This window comes from Floridaenema evergladense BLCC-F167, assembly GCF_041929205.2.
GTDB lineage: Bacteria > Cyanobacteriota > Cyanobacteriia > Cyanobacteriales > Aerosakkonemataceae > Floridanema > Floridanema evergladense.
This window is the reverse complement of sequence record NZ_CM171625.1, coordinates 976,686-995,018: the sequence shown is the minus strand read 5'-3', so window position 1 is coordinate 995,018 and position 18,333 is coordinate 976,686. Positions and strand designations below refer to the sequence as shown.

Below are 18,333 nucleotides of genomic sequence, written 5' to 3'. Positions count from 1 at the left end.
GCAGTTAATTCATCTGTATGTTAACTAGGAATGCGCTTTCGTTCTGGCGTTAAAGCGAAAATAGCGCAAGTTTTAGAATCAAAAGGATTGCTGTATTATCCTAACTCTTTAGCCAGATTAGGAAGTTACAAAAGAAGCTGTGAGACAGATTTTTTAGTTTGTGTTCCTACTAATTTAGGATTTCGCTGGGCAATTTTAGAAGTTGATGGCTATTGGCATTTACCGGAGAAACGGGCTAAGGAACATGAAAGAGAGAGAATGTTTGAACATTTAGGAGTGAGGGTTTACAGGTTTGATGCCAAATTGTGCGATCGCAATCCAGAGGCGATAGTTAATGAGTTTATTGAGTTAATCAGTAAGTAATTGATGTTTTAGGAAATTACAAGTAAAAAAAGAGTAAACATTCACCTTTTATGATTAGCGTTAGTCGATTTGGTGCGATCGCTTTTTCCAGATCAAACTCTATAAGGGAATGCGATCGCACCTTGGAAAAATTTTCAGGTTAATCCCCTTCCTTCTTGTCATTGGTTGGAGGCGTTGCGTATCGGTACAAACTATACTTACTTTGGTGTTTCATTGAAATCATTTTTCGTAAAAATTGCATTATTCCTGTTGTTTCAGAAATTCTTGTAATTCATCGCGCAAATTCCGAATAGACTGATTGCGAGGAACAATTGCCAAAGAGCGATTAAACGCCTCTATCGCCGCTTTCCAACTTTCTATTGCTTCATCTTTTTGGGATAATTCTGCTTGTAAGTTACCGAAGTTTTTCAGTGCCTTCCCTTTATTGTTGAGAATTTGGATATAATTTGGTGCGAGATTTAAAGCCAAATCATAAGCAGCGATCGCATCAGTGTAAGATAGTTTTGCCGCATCAGTTTCACTCAGTTGAGTTTGTAATTCCCCCAGACATCGTAGCGCATTCCCTTTATTGTTGAAAGCATAGATATAATTTGGTGCGAGATTTAAAGCCAAATCATAAGCAGCGATCGCATCAGTGTAAGATAGTTTTGCCGCATCAGTTTCACTCAGTTTAGTTTGTAAATCCCCCAGACTTTGTAGCGCAAGCCCTTTATTGTTGAGAACTTCGATATAATTTGGTGCGAGATTTAAAGCCAAATCATAAGCAGCGATCGCATCAGTGTAAGATAGTTTTGCCGCATCAGTTTCACTCAGTTGAGTTTGTAAATCCCCCAGACTTTGTAGCGCATTCCCTTTATTGTTGAAAGCATAGATATCATTTGGTGCGAGATTTAAAGCCAAATCATAAGCAGCGATCGCATCAGTGTAAGATAGTTTTGCCGCATCAGTTTCACTCAGTTGAGTTTGTAAATCCCCCAGACTTTGTAGCGCATTCCCTTTATTGTTGAAAGCATTTATATAATTTGGTGCGAGATTTAAAGCCAAATCATAAGCAGCGATCGCATCAGTGTAAGATAGTTTTGCCGCATCAGTTTCACTCAGTTGAGTTTGTAAATCCCCCAGACTTTGTAGCGCATTCCCTTTATTGTTGAAAGCATTTATATAATTTGGTGCGAGATTTAAAGCCAAATCATAAGCAGCGATCGCATCAGTGTAAGATAGTTTTGCCGCATCAGTTTCACTCAGTTTAGTTTGTAATTCCCCCAGACTTTTTAGCGCATTCCCTTTATTGTTGAAAGCATTTATATAATTTGGTGCGAGATTTAAAGCCAAATCAAAAGCAGCGATCGCATCAGTGTAAGATAGTTTTGCCGCATCAGTTTCACTCAGTTGAGTTTGTAATTCCCCCAGACTTTGTAGCGCAAGCCCTTTATTGTTGAAAGCATAGATATCATTTGGTGCGAGATTTAAAGCCAAATCAAAAGCAGCGATCGCATCAGTGTAAGATAGTTTTGCCGCATCAGTTTCACTCAGTTGAGTTTGTAAATCCCCCAGACTTTTTAGCGCATTCCCTTTATTGTTGAAAGCATAGATATAATTTGGTGCGAGATTTAAAGCCAAATCATAAGCAGCGATCGCATCAGTGTAAGATAGTTTTGCCGCATCAGTTTCACTCAGTTGAGTTTGTAATTCCCCCAGACATCGTAGCGCATTCCCTTTATTGTTGAAAGCATAGATATCATTTGGTGCGAGATTTAAAGCCAAATCAAAAGCAGCGATCGCATCAGTGTAAGATAGTTTTGCCGCATCAGTTTCACTCAGTTGAGTTTGTAAATCCCCCAGACTTTTTAGCGCATTCCCTTTATTGTTGAAAGCATAGATATAATTTGGTGCGAGATTTAAAGCCAAATCATAAGCAGCGATCGCATCAGTGTAAGATAGTTTTGCCGCATCAGTTTCACTCAGTTGAGTTTGTAATTCCCCCAGACATCGTAGCGCATTCCCTTTATTGTTGAAAGCATAGATATCATTTGGTGCGAGATTTAAAGCCAAATCAAAAGCAGCGATCGCATCAGTGTAAGATAGTTTTGCCGCATCAGTTTCACTCAGTTGAGTTTGTAAATCCCCCAGACTTTGTAGCGCATTCCCTTTATTGTTGAAAGCATAGATATCATTTGGTGCGAGATTTAAAGCCAAATCATAAGCAGCGATCGCATCAGTGTAAGATAGTTTTGCCGCATCAGTTTCACTCAGTTGAGTTTGTAATTCCCCCAGTCTTTGTAGCGCATTCCCTTTATTGTTGAGAACTTCGATATAATTTGGTGCGAGATTTAAAGCCAAATCATAAGCAGCGATCGCATCAGTGTAAGATAGTTTTGCCGCATCAGTTTCACTCAGTTTAGTTTGTAAATCCCCCAGACTTTGTAGCGCAAGCCCTTTATTGTTGAAAGCATAGATATAATTTGGTGCGAGATTTAAAGCCAAATCATAAGCAGCGATCGCATCAGTGTAAGATAGTTTTGCCGCATCAGTTTCACTCAGTTTAGTTTGTAAATCCCCCAGACTTTGTAGCGCAATCCCTTTATTGTTGAGAGTTGCTGTATCATCAGGAGTCAGACTTAATTCCCGATTATAAGCTGCAATTGCCTCCAAATATTCCTGTTTCGCCTCTGCGTGTTGCGCCAACCGTGTAAAATAATCTCCTTCAGATTGGGAAATTCTGCCTAACTGAAAATCACTTTTAATGCAAAAATCACTCCTGACTGACAAAAAACTGCGACATAACTGATAGTCACTTCGTTCAAAAGCAGCATTAAATTCCCTTTCCCATTCATCCACACCCCTTTCCCAATCCAAGCGGTTAGCATGATAAACTGCCTCTGGCAAATTTCCTACTTCTCGGTAGTGCGTTTCTAAAACTTCATGCGCCTTGCAAGTTGTCGAATTTTCCCTTTCATAATCCAAACGTCGCAGCAAATCATGGATGCGAAACCAATTTTCACCCCGTTCTTTATCTTGCCAAACAAAAGAAAAACGTTTGAGAATCCGAAAGTTAGCAGCAGTCGCCTGAAAGTGACACTCCTCCCCCAATTTAAAATACAATTCATCATTAAAAGCACGACAAGCACTCAAACAGTGAACCGCCTCTCGCACTTCTTCATCAACATAACGCAACAAGCGATCAATTAATTCCCTAGTTTTGTCTTCCAATTTAGGAATCACCGCAAAATCTGCCGCCTGTAAAGTAATTCCCCGCTTCCTTTCAACTAACACCACATCCGCACACAAACCTAAATAAAACGGATGCACTTGTAAATCTTTTTCCTCCGGGTTAATGCTGGCATATTTAATTAAAGCTGCCACCAAATCAGGTTGAATAATCTCTGTTTTTCGCAGATAATCTTCAGCATCTCCAGCAGAAAGATGCCAAAGCAATTGAATATCTAAAAATTGTTGCGGAATCGGAAACTTAGCAGCTTCCGTCCATTGTAATTGTTCTTTCGGGTGATCTCTTCCCGCAACTACCACCACAATTCCCAATTCTAGCGGCAACCTCCGCAACAAACGGCGAAACCATTCATCTTGATAGAAATACCGTTCTCCCTGTTCCCTGCGTCTTTCCTGCCAAAACCTTTCATGAGTATCAAAAAACAGCACCAATCTAGGGGGTTTATCTCTTTCCGACATCGCCGCTGTTAAATCTTCCCCTAACAATTTCGGCAATTCAAAAATTAACTCAGTATCAACATCTTTAGAACGAATTTCCTCTAATCTTTCTCCTGATAATTGCCGTTGTTGCCAATACAGCGCAATTTTTTGATCTATATCTTTAACAAAAAAGTCTAAACCTGCCTTAGCAAAAGTACCAATAGGATTTTGTGTTACCAAATCAATTACTGGTGCAATCAATCCCGCAACTTCATTTAAGGGAAAAAGTCGCTTAATTTCTTCTGCCGATTTCCCATTCTTATGTAAATACCAAACGCAAGCAAAGTCAAACAAAGGAAACTTAAACTTATATTGTGGCGCAGCTTCCGAGATATTTCGCCGCAACATTAACAACCCATAAAAGGGATCTTGCGGTTGATTTTCCCCCCTTGCAGGCAATCCAAAATCATGCCAAACTGCGGGAATAGCAGTGCAGTTTTCTCTGACTTTGGCATTTTTAATAAATTCCGCGACTACGCGATGATTTGAGTTAACTTTGAGTTGTTCCCAAGTTTTTGGGATAAATCGCTTGCTACAAAAAGTCTGTAAAAATTTCAACAATAATGATTTACCATTCCCGCCATCACCATAAAAATACAAAATACTTTGGCGTGGCGGGTCGTCGTTTAAATAACTAGCAAATAATCGTGTAAACTCATACCTATCGGTGAAAAGTTGCAGTTGGCGGTTTTCCGTCAAACCCTCACTGCCTAAATCTTCATCATCAATACTCATGCTAAGATAACCTAACCAAAGAGCGACTTTTTTTACACTACTTTAAGTATATTCTGTTAACGATCGATAATGCTGTGGCTGCGATCGCTTTCTCTTGGTAGAGACGCACCTCTCAATGCAAGTTTGGGCAGGTATTAGAAGACAGTTCATGTCCAATATTTACAATAAACCGAAAGCGATCGCTAGTAAACAGTTGCCTAAGTCCTATTGCTTACTCTACGCGATTCTTTTATAACGTTAATTTCAGACCTAAGTTCTCGAATAGTGTGTTCCCCAATTCCTGAAAATTTAACAAGAATAACTGGGATATACTAATCTTCGCTTTCTCACAAACAGGAATAATCAATTTCACTAAATGTAATGGTTGATTTTGATTTCGTATTGATGCTATCTTCAGAGATTCTAAGATTTCCCATAGCTCTCCCAAGAAGTTCAAATCTTGCCCCATAGCTTGTTCAAACACTGACGAAATTAATTGTAACTTCCGGGTTAGCTCGATCGGGATGGGTGCATATTTTAATTGGGGAACAAGTGCAATTAATTCACTAATTCCTTGAATATTAACTCTATATTTTTCTATTTCTTCTTCTCCTATCATTCCTTGTCCTAACCACCGATAACAACGAGAACAAAATCCCGGAGGTGAAATCCTAGCCATTACAGGTAAACTGGAACCACAATGAGGACATACTTCTACTAATCGCTGCTTATGAATTAAACAAACTTCTACATCCTTAAATGACCATAATAATGGTTCATATATCGTCTTCTTCTTCTGCTTCCACTCTTCCCAACAACAAGGACACCAAGCGCGATAATTCCGAAATAATCCTTGATCATGAATCATTCCTTTCCAACTTAAAAGAGTCAAAAAACGTAAATTCTGACGCATGGTTAACTCTTCTAAGACGGTGACTAACTTTCCCGTCATTTCCCGCATTCCATTAATAGCTGGTTTGGCATCGCTATTTCCCAATAGGTGACTGAGATTTTTAGACAATAGCTCAGATTTATCCTCATCTTTAAGAATAAGTGGGGCAATTTCTCCCATCACGAGCTTTTGGGAGGTTAAACAATGCGCCTGCGCCAAACGATTTACATAACTACTAAGACTTTCTGTGTAGGGACTTCCCACCGCAATAGGTTCCAGACAAAATAACCGACTCCGTTGTGGAATTTCTAGGGGTTTTGGACTCCAAAGCTCTGAGTAAATACTCATCCTTCTTGATTGATTCCTACTAAGTCTCTACCTACCTTACGCTCTCCAACTCTTCCACCTTTCTTCGTTGATGAACTGTCAGTAGATTCTGTTTTCTTAAGGTTTCCGTCATTATATAAACTGGCTAAAAGTCTTTCTCCTGCTTCTAACTCTTCTTTTATCTTTTTTCGTCTTCCTGCGGATAACTCCCTCGCCTTAAAATCTTTCATTCTCACCGTTTTTGCTCGATCATCTAACGCATTTTTGAGGGCGCGATACCACCAACTTTTGAGAATTCCCACACATCCTATCGAGTATTCCATAAAGTATTCCCAATGTTCTTCTAACTCTGGGGTATTTTCCACTGGGAAATACTGTTGTAACGTTTTAATAACCTTAATAAATTCTTGTTGGTCTTCTACTTTATTTAGATAATAGGGAGGTAAATAATAGTCTTCACTTCTTCTTCCTACTTGACCATTTACTTGTTGACATTTTAAAAGCTCATAGGTTCCAAATAAAATATGAACAGTTTGAGTTTTATTAGCGATCGATTTAAGCCAGTTCATTTGAACATTAATTTGTCTTCCCCCTGCCACATCAAATAAATGCTGTGCTTCATCGAGGGTATAAGCTTTTAACTGACGATGTAAGAAAACTTTTTGCATTGTCCGACGCAAAGCCTTAGCATTCTTTCCTTCATGATCTCCTTTTAAATTATCTTCGTTATCATTTTCTAAATCAATCCCATAATTTTCCTTATAATCAATCAAAACTTCCTTCAAAGACTCCAACACCTGAATATAGTAATCAGAATAGTTAAACTTCCCTCCTTCAGCGCTATCTACCTCGATTCCCCCTACAACTAAACTCCCAGGATTGGAAATAATTTTATCCTGAAAATGTTTAAGTAATCGTTTTTCAAATTCTGCTTTCAACCGAGATTTTCCTACACCTGTTACCCCAAACACCAAATATACTAAAGCATCATCCGGTTCTACTGCATTTTTGAGTAGCTGTTCTAAAATCAACCTGATATTGCGATGAGGAACAATCACATCTTTAAAAGATTTAAGTTTATTATCCGTCGATTCTTGAAGAATTTCTAGAGGAACCAGACGATTATTAGCCATTACCATAATTCCTCATCAGCAAAAGGTTGAATGTTGTCAAGGTTAATTTCTCTAGACAGGCTTGGCTGTAAAACAGCTTCTTCCCTATCCAAAATAGTCTCTTCAATCTCTTTAGTTTTGGGTGCGGAAGGCTGCTTAATATCTACTGAATTTAAAACAGCGCTACTAAGAGTTCCTTCGATTAAATTATAAACTAATTTAGCCGATTGATCTCGACGAATTTGTAGCATTATTTCTTCATGTTCTTCTGCATTATTCAGCAAGTCAACAATCTCTTTAGCTCCCACATATTGACTTTGATTATATCTTTGTTGTTTTGTACGGCAAACAGTTGTTGCTATCTCTACCGCCTTTTCTGAATAGCCTTGAAATTTCATGTAATAATTAGATAAACACTTCACCCAATGATTATTAACATAAGCATAAGCAACCCCATAATCAAGGGGGTCATAGCGGACGGGAACCGATTGATTTTCAACACTGTAAAATTCATCCGACCAATAATCTTGATAGTTAATCCTGATTCCCTTACCCGGAATAACTTTAGCCGTTCCCTTATTGTTTGTCGGCAAAGTTAATATCTTAAATTGCTCATCATACTTGATATATTGATGAGGGCGATGTCCCGTTTTAGCTAATCCCAATTCAAAGGCTTGTTGAGGAGAGATTCCTTCTAAAGCCGGATGTTCGGCGCGATCGTAAACTCCATAAGCATAGCCAAAAGCCAAATAATCGTATAATTCTTCTAAATCCCAAACGGCTAAATTTTTTGGATTATTTTCTTTCTTAACGAGCCGGACGTGCTTCATAATTTGGGTATTACCCCTTAAATTATTAATAAATTCCGTATTCTGTGACCCAAACCAACGTTCAATAATCGAACTAAATTTCGGAACATCTTTGGGACGATGTTTTTTACTAGCTTCAAATCGAGCTAATAAAGTTTCAAAATAAGTAGATAGAAACTCTTTTCCGTTATCTACAACAATCCATTCAGGGAATCGCCCAAACCGTTGCACGCAGATGCGGATAGCCATCATACAAGACCGATAACTTGGATGATCGAAAGTTAGATATAAGGCTAAAATCCGGCGACTATAGGCATCAATCATGCCTGTTACCCAAGGTCTGCCCAAGTTCTTCTTACTGTAGGGACATACACATTGAACATCAAGCTGAGTATGGTCAATATGAACAATTTCAAGAGGGCGATCTCCATGACGGGGGGTAGTGGGTTTAATTAACCAAGGCCCCAAAAGACTATTAGCGGCGCGAGATCCCATCCTTCTTTTAGTTTGTTGATAAGAGTTTCGTTTCTTTAGCCTTTCATAGTAAAAGGTATGGCTAGGAATTGGAGAGGTGAGTCCTGATTCCTCCCATTTATCTCTTAGTATTAGATAAGTTTGCCAAGCATTCTTTTGTTTAAAGGTTTCATAGTGTTCTTCTATTACCTTATCAATGAATTCTAAATCTTCATCAGAATAGCGAGGAGTTGGATTACCTTTATATTGGGGAATTAGACCTACCAAACCAACTCCATGTTCTTGTTTCGCTTTGCGATATTTGGCTTTCCACTGGCGCAAGGTTCGTTCTGGTACATCACAGTTTAGAGAATCATAAGACTCTCCATCTAAAAGTGGTTTAATCGCTTGATATCGTTGATTAGCAATTTCTAAAGCTTTAGGACTGGCTTCTCTAAAGTATTGTTGCCATCCCTCTTCATATAAGGTTGTCTGTTCTGTTGTTTGAAGATGACTAATTTCCCCTAACTCAACTAATTGTTGAAATTCCGCATGAGTCCAACGAATAATTCCTTGTTCTCCTTTGAGAATAATTTTACTTTCTCCAATATGGTCAATAGTCAGGCTTTTTCCATCTAAAAGAAATGATGAACCCACTTTGAGATCGACTATTTGCACACTGCTAGATACAGGTTCACCATAGTCATGGGTAGCAGTAATGTATGCTTCGGCAGTGGCTTGGTCACGGAATAGGTGTACTCTATCTTGTTCGACTAAGGCGACTGTACTTAAATCGACATAAACTTGTTCAAGCGCAATTAAGGTATTAATATCGTCAATGGTGGCATTTTCCGCTTTTTTAAGCAGATTTGTCAGGTTAATACCCGGATTACTAATAATAATCTCTTTAAGATGGAATTCTATCTGTTCGTCAAGGATGTATTTTTGTTCTAAATATCCTTGTTTGTATGGTTGTAAATACTTCTGATTGCGATATTTGACCCAATCAATTTCACTATCTGAGCGAAGGCTGTAATAATATCCTAAGTTTTCAATATATTCTTGGACAATGACATCTACCCATTTTCCTTCCAAATTTTGGTAACGATAAGCCTGTTCCTTGCTGAGTGTGTCAAGTTTTTTCTCTGTTTTCCATTCCTCAAACCCACAGCGATTCTTTCTCATTACAAAGAAATCAGGGTAATGAGCAATAGTGGTGGCTTGTTTCCCTTGAGGTGAGCATTTGATAGTGAATTTAATCGGTTGATCCCAGTATTCTAAAACTGAGTCATCATTTTCATAAAATTGAACGATCGCAGGTAATTCAACGGTGTGGGATTCAAATTGAATTGTTCTGCCCATTTTTTTACTAGCGTAAGGGCCATGAACATTTCTTGAACTCCCTTTGACCTTACGGACGGGAGGAGATGTGCGAATTTGGTTAACCCAATCTCTTTGTTGTTGTGAGAGTTGCAGGCGATCGCACCATGCTTGAAATTCAGCATCGGAGAGCATGGCTATCCTCCCTAAAATTGTTCCTACTTTACCGATAAAAGCATCATAACAAGTCTCTACTATTTCGGCAAACTCAAACTTGAAAATTGCTATTTCGGCAAAATCAGTCTTTAAAAACCTGTCTTGCCAGTATACTTGTAAAACGGGGTTATGAGGGTTTCAGAGAGTAATGCGGCAAAACCAAACTTTAAATCTCGGCAAAACCAAACTTTAAAGCACAATCACCACCATCAGATCCACAATCACCTTGAAGCCTTACGCAGTAAGCTATTAATTCCTCTTACCCTTCAAAAATGAGCGAACGTACAGTTAATAAGCCCCCTCCTCGTAGGCGGGGAGGGGGTTGGAGGGTGGGGTAAATTAAACTAATGCAGCGGCTTTTAATTGGAAGATTTTTTCGATCGCATCTTCCACAACTTTATCCGGTGTCGAAGCACCAGAGGTAATTCCCACGACAATTTTGCCAGCAGGTAGCCAATTTTCTACTACTTCTAAATCGCTGTGTAAAATTTTATGTTCAATGCGATTTCCAGGGCCAATTCTCTCAGCGCAATCGATATGATAAGAGGGGATTTTTCTATCAATCGCTATCTCTTGTAAGTGCGTAGTGTTGGAAGAATTATACCCGCCAATTACTACCATTAAATCCAATTTTTCATCTACTAATTTGAACATGGCATCTTGCCGTTCTTGAGTAGCATCGCAGATTGTATTAAAACTTTGGAAATGGTCATTTAACTGATCTGGGCCATACTTTTTCATCATCGTATGTTCAAACAATTTCCCAATTTGCTCAGTTTCACTTTTGAGCATGGTAGTTTGGTTAGCAATACCGATAAATTCTAAATCTTGATCGGGATCGAAACCCTCAGAATAAGCACGGTTGAATTTAGCTAAAAACTCTTCGCGATCGCCACCATTCAAGATATAATTTGCTACATATTCGGCTTGTGCCATATTCAACACAATCAAATATTTATCAGCAAAAGAACTCGTTGCGATCGTCTCTTCGTGATTATATTTGCCGTGAATAATTGAGGTATAACTCTTTTTCTTGTGCTTTTCAACAGTGTTCCAAACCTTCGACACCCAAGGACAGGTAGTATCAACAATTGTGCATTTCTTTTCAGAAAGCAATTCCATTTCTTGCACGCTGGCACCGAAGGCAGGTAAAATTACCACATCACCCTCACCAACTCCAGAAAAATCCTTTTTACCCTGTTCTACAGGAGTAAATTCAACCTTCATTTCCCGCAATCTTTGATTTACCGAAGGATTGTGGATAATTTCATTAGTAATCCAAATTCGTTCTGTGGGGAAATGCTGACGAGTTTCATAAGCCATTGCTACCGCACGTTCCACACCCCAGCAAAAGCCAAACGCCTCTGCTAGTCTGATGGTGACATCTCCCTTTTCCAGAATGTAGTTATTTTCGCGGATTTGCTGAATTAGGCTGCTTTGATACTCGGATTTCAGAACTCCAGCGACTTCCTCTTGATGACCGAATCCTTTACGATGATAATTTTCTGATTGTTGCAGCGAACGTTTAAAAGCTTTTGTATCCATCTTTATCCCTTGTCTGAAAAGTCTATGTGCAGATGTTTTCATCTTAGAAGTATATGGCTCCAATTTTAAAAACCGCACTCCAAACAGAAATGCGGTTTTTAAAAACTACCGAGTTAATAAACGAAAAAGTTGTTTAACTCCCCGCGCTGCCGTGTGGCTAATGACCAAAGAACCGTAACCTTTACGGGCTTCCATCGGCGTGGGTTTTTTCTCCTCTTCCATCAGCAGTGGAAGTTGTTTTTCCACAAGTGCAAAAACTTCATCCGAAAGTGTCGATCGCAAAGTGTTGATCGCCTTTTTCACAGCTGAATTACGCTGACTCGCTACCCAGTCGTTATAGTCATACTTTGCCATTCGAGCGTCGTAAAACTCACACAACTGCTTAAATTCTGCTGACATTACTTTAGGTCTGCGGGCTTGGGCACTGATTTTAGTCAGAACCCACAAGTAAAGAGCCTTGCGTGAAAGTTTAGAGCCGAAAGCTTTTCGCTGTTCCTTATCACCAGAGTCGGACTGTTCGCCACCATACCCAAGCCGTTGTTTAAAAGCAGCCAGTGATTTTGTGTAATTGAAACTGCCAGTAATTCTATTGAACCGGGCAAATTTTTCTACTGGGTACACTTGGGCCAGGATAATCGCCCTGGTTCTGAGTCCGAACTCTAACTTATTGAAGGCGGCGGTATATTTTGCGAACTCTGGATTAGCAAGTAGCTCAGATAATTCTGCTTCCAGCGTCGCTTCCCATAAATGCAATTCGCATTGTTGATTCGCTAAACGCCGGGTGAAAGTAGAAATCTCAATCTCATACTGCGGCGCGATCGAAGCTGAGTACATCTGTTCGTATCTAGCTGTTCTTTCTGCTGGAAGTTCTGCCAACCATGCAGCAAAAGGCGAAAATCCCTGCACTCCCGGACGGATGGAATGACCAGCAGCTTCCGGGAACTCAACCGCAAGCTGCTGGCGCAATCTATTCACTATTGGGTTTTGGATGCGTGCCAAGCTGCCTAATTGTAGGTAAAGCTGTCGTATCCGAGAAATAGCCTCCACATCTAGAGTAAGGTAATGTGCCTCATCTTGGTAAGTGAGTAAGTAATAGTAAATTGCTACTGCATCAGCAGCATCGTTTTTATTTGGCAATCTATTGGATCTGCGAAAATTGGCTACTTCAATGTGACCAACCCACCGAATTGGGATGCCTTCAGTCTCACAAATTTTCGCCCACACAGCAGAGTAATTTGTACCCGTTGGTTCCATTGCCAAACTAATAATTTTGTAAGTCTGAGCTAAGTGACGAAGTACTACCGCACCCTCAGTATTGGCATACAAACGTAACAGTTCGTACCTGCGTTTAGCTTCTCCAAATTCTTCTAGTAAATCCTTGACATCTTCCCAGTAACTTTTAAGTTTCCCTGGTGCATTGGTAGCAGAGTCTACCCAAATGCAAATGTTATCTTTACTAACATCAGCCCCAATGAAAACATCAGCACCAGGGGTCAAAAATTTGCGCCACAAAGTTAAGAGATTTTGTATTTTATTTTCTAGGTTCATAAGTTGGGATTTGGTAGAATATAGGCAGATTTAGAGACACGAATCCCCAAGCGGTTAGCAATTCATCTTTAATCTCAACTGCCTTAGTTAGTGCTGTCAATTAGCCGATTGACAGCAGATAACTACCCAGTAAAATGGGAACGAGTAGACGAGAAAACATGAAGCTTAAAAAAGCCTTTTCACTCTGAATCCCTCGTTCCCTTGCGGTGTGGGCTAGACCCCGCGACACCCCTTTAAGGGGTGTTTCGACTGTGCTAGGTCACAGTCTCATCAGGCGGGTTAATATTCGTTATCGTCGTCGTCTTCTTCTTCCTCTTCTTCCTCTTCCTCCTCTGGTTCTTCGCCAATCAAAGTAAAATTTGGTTCTTGGGGGAAAGATGCCTCTATTTGGTCGATGCGAACTTGAGAAAGTCCGACCGATTTAAACATGGCGATTAATTCTTGCCAAGATTTTGTCGCATCCTGCCAACGTTTTTTAGCCGATTTAATTCGGTCATTTATCCACGATATGCGACGTTCAGCTGTCAATTTTTGCTCAAAAATATCGTCAAGATCGGTTCTTCCTCTGTGGACTGCCTTAACCATTTGCTTGAGGATTTCTAGAGATTTTAAAGGATCTTCCCAGTCCTCAAGTTCAGCTTCAAAGTAAGGTTTCATATTCTCGTAATTCCCTGTGCTAATTGTTTCGCCGTAACCAATACGAACTATTTTCATTTTTTGCTGTACTCCTGCAATGTTTGAATGATTTTCTTTGATTCAGCCGGGGTAAAACCCTGAATTCGACCGTCGGCCCAAAGGATAGAAACTCGATCGCCATTTTGGACGATACTTTGGGCATGAGCTAGGTTCAGCCAAGTGCTGCCAATATTGCAAAACACGGCTTTTTCCTTTATGATGATTTCCATTGGTAAATACAAAAAAAGAACATTTGTTATGCGATCAAACTTTGCGAGAAAGTTCGATCGCATTTTCAATTAAAGAAGTGCCTCTGCGATATCAGCAGTAAACATCTTAGAAAGCATATCAGCAACGATTTCAGGATGAGAATTTTCGATCGTTATGCGTGCTTTCTCAAACAAGCGCCGCTTCCAATCTTCTGCCCTTTGAGCATCGCCTTCAGCTAAAATCTCAATAGCTTCCCCCAAAGCCAAACAGCAAGGTGCTAAATAAGCAGTTGCTAACTCCTTATCACCAACTAACTGTAAAGCAGGAAAAACATCCTTTTGGTAAAACTCAGACTTCATTCGCAGCAAAGCCGCTTGAAATAAAGGCATCATCCGTCCGTCTGTGATGCGAATCAGCAATATGCCTTTTTCGCCACACTCAGCTAAGTTTTTGCGAATGTCCGTCACAACATCCTGAAACTTACTAATAGAATCCGTCACTTTGTTATTACCTCCAAATGTATGTAAACCCCCATAAAAGGGTGAATCCAAAAACACCAAAGAGTGCATTTTTCCATTGCGAACTTATCGATCTGAACGCCAAGCAGAATAGTCCGCCAACTCAAACCACCAGAAAAGTGAGAAATCTTCATCCTTTTCTCCTTGGTTCAAACAGCATGATTCTGATAGCAATCAGCGGAAAGGGATAAATCCAAATGATTGCTCCCCTGCCAATGACTACAGGTTTTAGACAAACCCCAATCATTAGGTTTCGCCAACTGAACTGAACGCTAATATGTCCTTGCATTAGTCGATCGCATTACCTCCGTTTATAAAGTTTGGTAAACCATCCCGCTGGCTTTCTCCTTTAATTAAAAAAGGCTCTCGATCGCGATCGGGCCGATCGCACCGAGTAACGGGGACACTCGCAGTCAGAAAACGCGGGTAACAGATAGACAGCTGTTGACCGTCACAGAACAGGTTGGTTCTGGGGTTATCTGTTATTGCATTACAATACATTTTTACCTTACATTGCATTACAATCAGTGTCAAGACTAATTGCATGACAAAATGGAGTAACGATTGTATGACAATAAGCGAACATGGCAAAGACAAAACACGCAGTACATGGGGAAAAGAAGTCCAAACAGTTGACAGTGAGGATAACGCCCACAGCTTACGAAGTTATTCAACAGACGAAAGAAGTGATGGGAACGACCAGCGATGCGGAAGCCCTGGAGCAAATATTGAGAGGACAAGCGCCACCTCTATCTCCATCACAGTTAATGGGAAACTTGCCCGCCAACTGAGAAAAACTTTAATGTCTCAGTTGGCAGAACATGAAGAGAGAAAGCAGAAAATAAAGGATCGCCTTGTTACTTATGACCAAAAAATAGAAGACCTACGAAACGATCTAGAAAATATTGAGCAAATAATTCAGGAATTAGAAGAAGCAGAAGAAGAATCAACGATTGAGGGTGCATAAAACTTAAGCCAGCGGCGCGTTCGCTGGCTTAACCACATCTAGCGTCTAACACAGCTTCCCTGCACACTAAATATGGATGAACTATTCGACACCAGTATCTACGTAAAAGTCAAACATCCAGATGATATTGATATATATCCAGAACTTATCGATTCACCCGTAAGCTCAGAAAGCGTTCACCCGTTGTATAGCAGTGATACAACGGGTGAACTGTCACAAGCGCAAAACCAAAGTACGGGTGAACTGTACCAATGGACAGAAACCTACGAACGCGGCAACCATACCTACGTCAGGTATTGTTACTCACTCAACAGAGTCACCGGGTCAAAAAAAACTGTACATATTCCTGGAGGAAATGCCCACACCCAGCGGACGCGGGAACGCTGGGTAATGGTCGAATCTCTGATCCAACGAGGCAAAAGTCCAGAAGAAATTACCAAAATTATACGAGCTTGGAAATAACTAATGCTCAACTCTAGACACAGTGTTGGGCAGAGGCCACCCCCGCTGCAAACCTCTAGAGCAATGAAAATCCTGGCAAGTTTGTGGGCGCTGTTCATATATAGTACACAACCTCTTATCACGGTCTAAGCAGGTACAAAAACCATCGCATTCCCGCTTCATTTCGTAGCGTCCATGTACATCGTTCAATATGGTTTTACCCAAAAGTTCTGTCAACTCTTCCATGTGAACCACCGTACCCTTAAGACTACAGCACTGAGCCTTACACCAAGGAAGAGCATCAAGACAGTCGCAGTCAAAAACCAAGTAAGTCGCGTCCGCCCCCGATTCCGTCCTAATTTCACCGGATGGAACCGTAACTAGAACAGTTTTTCTGGGGACTACAGGAGCAGATTCAATATCCTTTTGCGTACCAATTTTTGTGTTAACTTCTATCGATTCAATCAAACTTGGGTCAATCATAATTCTTCGTATTCCCAAACATTCAAGCTAACAGATTGTGTCCAAGATTTAGTATAAATCTTCAGTCCATAAACCGATGTTTTTGTAGGATAAATTAATAAGTTATTTCCCACATTTAAAGGAAAGAAATTAGCTATAGCATTTCTACCATTAACAGAAAAGTTTTGCCAACAGCCACCAACAATCCAGCGAGTAGTCGCCATTGGAGCCGAACTACATTCAACTAAAATAACCCGGCTTGATAGCGAAAAAGCCTCACCATAAACATCAGTAATGATAAGGCTTCCCGCAAAATTCCAACTGCCAGTAGTTAAATCAATCACGCCGCTTCTAAGTCCTCATCCTCTTCTGGCGTTTCCACTGGTGGAGTAGGAGCAGAAGCGATGGGATTAGCATAAGTAAAAGTAAATTTTTCCAAAGATAATTCACTTTCATTTTCCCGCAATCTGTCCATATACAAATTACTCATCAATCTGTAAGCAGCCGGAATTTCGCGCTTATTAAAATAGTAAGGAGAAAATTGAGCCGGATGCTCAAAAGCATTACCTGTCCAAACATTGATTAATGCCCCACTCTTCTTTTCACACAAAACATAAACTTCAAAATCCACAATTAAACCTCCCAAATAATTGAATCAGATTGCCAAAACATTAAGGAGTTGTAGTAGTAGTAGGACTATCCCACATATAACTCATCCCATCATCAGAAATAAACCCATTAATTTTAGTCTTCAAGTTAGCAAAAGCATACTTGTAAAACTCTGTAACCGACAGCGAGGAGGGGACAGGAAGATCAACAGTTTTTACTGTCACTCCCCCTACTTCAGTCGGGGTTTTAAGAACCAAAGTAAAACTTTTCGTGCCCTTAGCACCACGCTTGAAGTATTTCACCCCATTTTTTCCCGTTTTACCTTCAGGCAACTCTGATAAAGGATCAAGCCCCAAAGCCTTAGCTGTCCCTTGCTTGACTCTAATGATTACCTCGTTAGGACTACCACTCGTATCTTTCTGGCCTCCTTTGCCACCATCGTTGATGGTCATTTTACAAAGCACCCGTTTCCCGTTCGGTCTGTTGGGCATAAACTTCCCCCCTGAATACCTCTAAAGCTCATCATATAAGAGATTTTGGCAAAGATTACCACAACGAAACCTTAAGGTTTCGTTGTAGTTAATTAGAGATTATCGCTTGTGGGAAGGTTCCAGTTTTATCAACCAAAATAGGATCTTTTGCCAATCCACAAATAGAGATGTTGGCAAATCGAAACCGCACCGTACCTGTAGGTCGCCATCTCCTACCCTTTCTTGGTTTACCTAGAATTGTCTTTGTCCCTGGCGAATTGTCTGAGCTTAATCTAGGTTTATCTTTAACATTTAAAAATTTATCTTCTATCGTATGCCCTTGAATACTTAGAACATCTTGGATAACGTTAAGTCCTTCTGACTCAGAAATAGCATTAATAGATAATCGGTATCCTTTTGAAGGGTCTGTATATGTAGTTTTGATTTTACCTTTATTAAAATCATAAGTCCAAAATTTAGTCCTAATTTTATTAGCTAAAAGTGAAAGATCTCCATTCGAGATTGTCTCAGAAGTTTCGTTCATTAACCTAAATGAAATCTCTTGCCTAATTGGTGGTAAATCATTAGGAACAGCCGCTAAATCTTGGGAAAAATATAAGCGAACCATTGGGCGGTAAGACACCTCAAATTCTTCTTGGAACTGATCGACAGGCATTCCATAAATTGGAGCTTGCAGTGAACGAGCATTTCCTACTGAAAATTCAAAGAACATCATTCGCACTGCTGTAATGATTGCCGAATCTTTATCTTTGAGTAAACAAGCTTGTTTTAGGCTACCTCTAGGTGAAGAAATATCATCATCCTGATCAACATCAGCAAAAAATTCCCGCACTCGCTCATTGTGCAAGCGCCTAACTTGGTTTTGTAAATGTTCCCATTCCGAGAAGTTTTGCGGTAAAGGCATAACATTTTTATCGAAATAAAAATATCAGCTTGATTCTATCAATAAAACC

General features: G+C 40.0%; 18 protein-coding genes. 3 read left to right on the top strand and 15 right to left on the bottom strand.

The window, feature by feature from the left end:
• Positions 1 to 30: 30 nt before the first annotated feature.
• Complete coding sequence (locus tag ACE1CA_RS04630; protein WP_486517655.1) at positions 31 to 363, top strand: DUF559 domain-containing protein; 333 nt, start codon at positions 31 to 33, stop codon at positions 361 to 363.
• 240 nt (positions 364 to 603) lie between these two features.
• On the opposite strand, the gene ACE1CA_RS04625 is transcribed toward ACE1CA_RS04630, so the two are convergent.
• The 10 genes from ACE1CA_RS04625 to ACE1CA_RS04580 all read right to left on the bottom strand — a co-directional run bounded on the left by ACE1CA_RS04625 (position 604) and on the right by ACE1CA_RS04580 (position 14,911).
• Entirely contained in the window at positions 604 to 4,806 is a 4,203-nt protein-coding gene (locus ACE1CA_RS04625) for a tetratricopeptide repeat protein (protein ID WP_486517654.1), read from the bottom strand.
• 229 nt (positions 4,807 to 5,035) lie between these two features.
• Positions 5,036 to 6,025, bottom strand: a complete 990-nt coding sequence (locus tag ACE1CA_RS04620; RefSeq protein WP_413275925.1) for a TniQ family protein — start codon at positions 6,023 to 6,025, stop codon at positions 5,036 to 5,038.
• Complete coding sequence (locus ACE1CA_RS04615) at positions 6,022 to 7,137, bottom strand: ATP-binding protein (RefSeq protein ID WP_413275926.1); 1,116 nt, start codon at positions 7,135 to 7,137, stop codon at positions 6,022 to 6,024. Before ACE1CA_RS04615 ends, ACE1CA_RS04620 begins: the two co-directional genes overlap by 4 nt.
• Positions 7,137 to 9,893, bottom strand: a complete 2,757-nt coding sequence (locus ACE1CA_RS04610; RefSeq protein ID WP_413275927.1) for a TnsA endonuclease N-terminal domain-containing protein — start codon at positions 9,891 to 9,893, stop codon at positions 7,137 to 7,139. Before ACE1CA_RS04610 ends, ACE1CA_RS04615 begins: the two co-directional genes overlap by 1 nt.
• Positions 9,894 to 10,253: 360 nt before the next feature.
• Positions 10,254 to 11,459 (bottom strand): 4-hydroxy-3-methylbut-2-enyl diphosphate reductase, encoded by a 1,206-nt coding sequence (locus ACE1CA_RS04605; protein WP_413275928.1) that lies wholly within the window; start codon positions 11,457 to 11,459, stop codon positions 10,254 to 10,256.
• A 105-nt stretch (positions 11,460 to 11,564) separates the two neighbouring features.
• A complete protein-coding gene (locus ACE1CA_RS04600; RefSeq protein WP_413275929.1) occupies positions 11,565 to 13,007 on the bottom strand; it encodes an IS110 family transposase in 1,443 nt (480 codons plus the stop codon).
• A gap of 279 nt (positions 13,008 to 13,286) precedes the next feature.
• Positions 13,287 to 13,721: a hypothetical protein gene (locus ACE1CA_RS04595; protein WP_413275930.1), complete on the bottom strand. Its 435-nt coding sequence runs from the start codon at positions 13,719 to 13,721 to the stop codon at positions 13,287 to 13,289.
• A complete protein-coding gene (locus ACE1CA_RS04590) occupies positions 13,718 to 13,912 on the bottom strand; it encodes a hypothetical protein (RefSeq protein ID WP_413275931.1) in 195 nt (64 codons plus the stop codon). Before ACE1CA_RS04590 ends, ACE1CA_RS04595 begins: the two co-directional genes overlap by 4 nt.
• Positions 13,913 to 13,981: 69 nt before the next feature.
• Complete coding sequence (locus ACE1CA_RS04585) at positions 13,982 to 14,392, bottom strand: hypothetical protein (RefSeq protein WP_413275932.1); 411 nt, start codon at positions 14,390 to 14,392, stop codon at positions 13,982 to 13,984.
• Between the two features lie 306 nt (positions 14,393 to 14,698).
• Entirely contained in the window at positions 14,699 to 14,911 is a 213-nt protein-coding gene (locus ACE1CA_RS04580; protein WP_413275933.1) for a hypothetical protein, read from the bottom strand.
• A 67-nt stretch (positions 14,912 to 14,978) separates the two neighbouring features.
• Between ACE1CA_RS04580 and ACE1CA_RS04575 the strand changes: the two genes are divergently transcribed.
• Positions 14,979 to 15,377, top strand: a complete 399-nt coding sequence (locus tag ACE1CA_RS04575) for a restriction endonuclease subunit S domain-containing protein (protein ID WP_413275934.1) — start codon at positions 14,979 to 14,981, stop codon at positions 15,375 to 15,377.
• Between the two features lie 72 nt (positions 15,378 to 15,449).
• Entirely contained in the window at positions 15,450 to 15,839 is a 390-nt protein-coding gene (locus ACE1CA_RS04570) for a hypothetical protein (RefSeq protein ID WP_413275935.1), read from the top strand.
• Here the strand turns inward: ACE1CA_RS04570 and ACE1CA_RS04565 are convergent, their stop codons facing one another.
• The 5 genes from ACE1CA_RS04565 to ACE1CA_RS04545 all read right to left on the bottom strand — a co-directional run bounded on the left by ACE1CA_RS04565 (position 15,840) and on the right by ACE1CA_RS04545 (position 18,284).
• On the bottom strand, positions 15,840 to 16,301 hold the full coding sequence (locus ACE1CA_RS04565; protein ID WP_413275936.1) for a YkgJ family cysteine cluster protein: 462 nt from the start codon (positions 16,299 to 16,301) through the stop codon (positions 15,840 to 15,842). It lies immediately after the preceding gene.
• Positions 16,298 to 16,624 (bottom strand): hypothetical protein, encoded by a 327-nt coding sequence (locus tag ACE1CA_RS04560; protein WP_413275937.1) that lies wholly within the window; start codon positions 16,622 to 16,624, stop codon positions 16,298 to 16,300. Before ACE1CA_RS04560 ends, ACE1CA_RS04565 begins: the two co-directional genes overlap by 4 nt.
• Positions 16,621 to 16,911 (bottom strand): hypothetical protein, encoded by a 291-nt coding sequence (locus ACE1CA_RS04555; protein ID WP_413275938.1) that lies wholly within the window; start codon positions 16,909 to 16,911, stop codon positions 16,621 to 16,623. The genes ACE1CA_RS04560 and ACE1CA_RS04555 overlap by 4 nt, the downstream gene beginning before the upstream one ends.
• A gap of 40 nt (positions 16,912 to 16,951) precedes the next feature.
• A complete protein-coding gene (locus ACE1CA_RS04550; protein ID WP_413275939.1) occupies positions 16,952 to 17,341 on the bottom strand; it encodes a hypothetical protein in 390 nt (129 codons plus the stop codon).
• Between the two features lie 127 nt (positions 17,342 to 17,468).
• On the bottom strand, positions 17,469 to 18,284 hold the full coding sequence (locus ACE1CA_RS04545) for a hypothetical protein (protein ID WP_413275940.1): 816 nt from the start codon (positions 18,282 to 18,284) through the stop codon (positions 17,469 to 17,471).
• Positions 18,285 to 18,333: the final 49 nt, after the last annotated feature.

Bases quoted from the DNA above. Each gene is read 5' to 3' on its own strand.
- ACE1CA_RS04630 (WP_486517655.1), top strand. From the start codon at position 31: ATGCGCTTTCGTTCTGGCGTTAAAGCGAAAATAGCGCAAGTTTTAGAA.
- ACE1CA_RS04625 (WP_486517654.1), bottom strand. From the start codon at position 4,806: ATGAGTATTGATGATGAAGATTTAGGCAGTGAGGGTTTGACGGAAAAC.
- ACE1CA_RS04620 (WP_413275925.1), bottom strand. From the start codon at position 6,025: ATGAGTATTTACTCAGAGCTTTGGAGTCCAAAACCCCTAGAAATTCCA.
- ACE1CA_RS04615 (WP_413275926.1), bottom strand. From the start codon at position 7,137: ATGGCTAATAATCGTCTGGTTCCTCTAGAAATTCTTCAAGAATCGACG.
- ACE1CA_RS04610 (WP_413275927.1), bottom strand. From the start codon at position 9,893: ATGCTCTCCGATGCTGAATTTCAAGCATGGTGCGATCGCCTGCAACTC.
- ACE1CA_RS04605 (WP_413275928.1), bottom strand. From the start codon at position 11,459: ATGGATACAAAAGCTTTTAAACGTTCGCTGCAACAATCAGAAAATTAT.
- ACE1CA_RS04600 (WP_413275929.1), bottom strand. From the start codon at position 13,007: ATGAACCTAGAAAATAAAATACAAAATCTCTTAACTTTGTGGCGCAAA.
- ACE1CA_RS04595 (WP_413275930.1), bottom strand. From the start codon at position 13,721: ATGAAAATAGTTCGTATTGGTTACGGCGAAACAATTAGCACAGGGAAT.
- ACE1CA_RS04590 (WP_413275931.1), bottom strand. From the start codon at position 13,912: ATGGAAATCATCATAAAGGAAAAAGCCGTGTTTTGCAATATTGGCAGC.
- ACE1CA_RS04580 (WP_413275933.1), bottom strand. From the start codon at position 14,911: ATGTATTGTAATGCAATAACAGATAACCCCAGAACCAACCTGTTCTGT.
- ACE1CA_RS04575 (WP_413275934.1), top strand. From the start codon at position 14,979: ATGACAATAAGCGAACATGGCAAAGACAAAACACGCAGTACATGGGGA.
- ACE1CA_RS04570 (WP_413275935.1), top strand. From the start codon at position 15,450: ATGGATGAACTATTCGACACCAGTATCTACGTAAAAGTCAAACATCCA.
- ACE1CA_RS04565 (WP_413275936.1), bottom strand. From the start codon at position 16,301: ATGATTGACCCAAGTTTGATTGAATCGATAGAAGTTAACACAAAAATT.
- ACE1CA_RS04550 (WP_413275939.1), bottom strand. From the start codon at position 17,341: ATGACCATCAACGATGGTGGCAAAGGAGGCCAGAAAGATACGAGTGGT.
- ACE1CA_RS04545 (WP_413275940.1), bottom strand. From the start codon at position 18,284: ATGCCTTTACCGCAAAACTTCTCGGAATGGGAACATTTACAAAACCAA.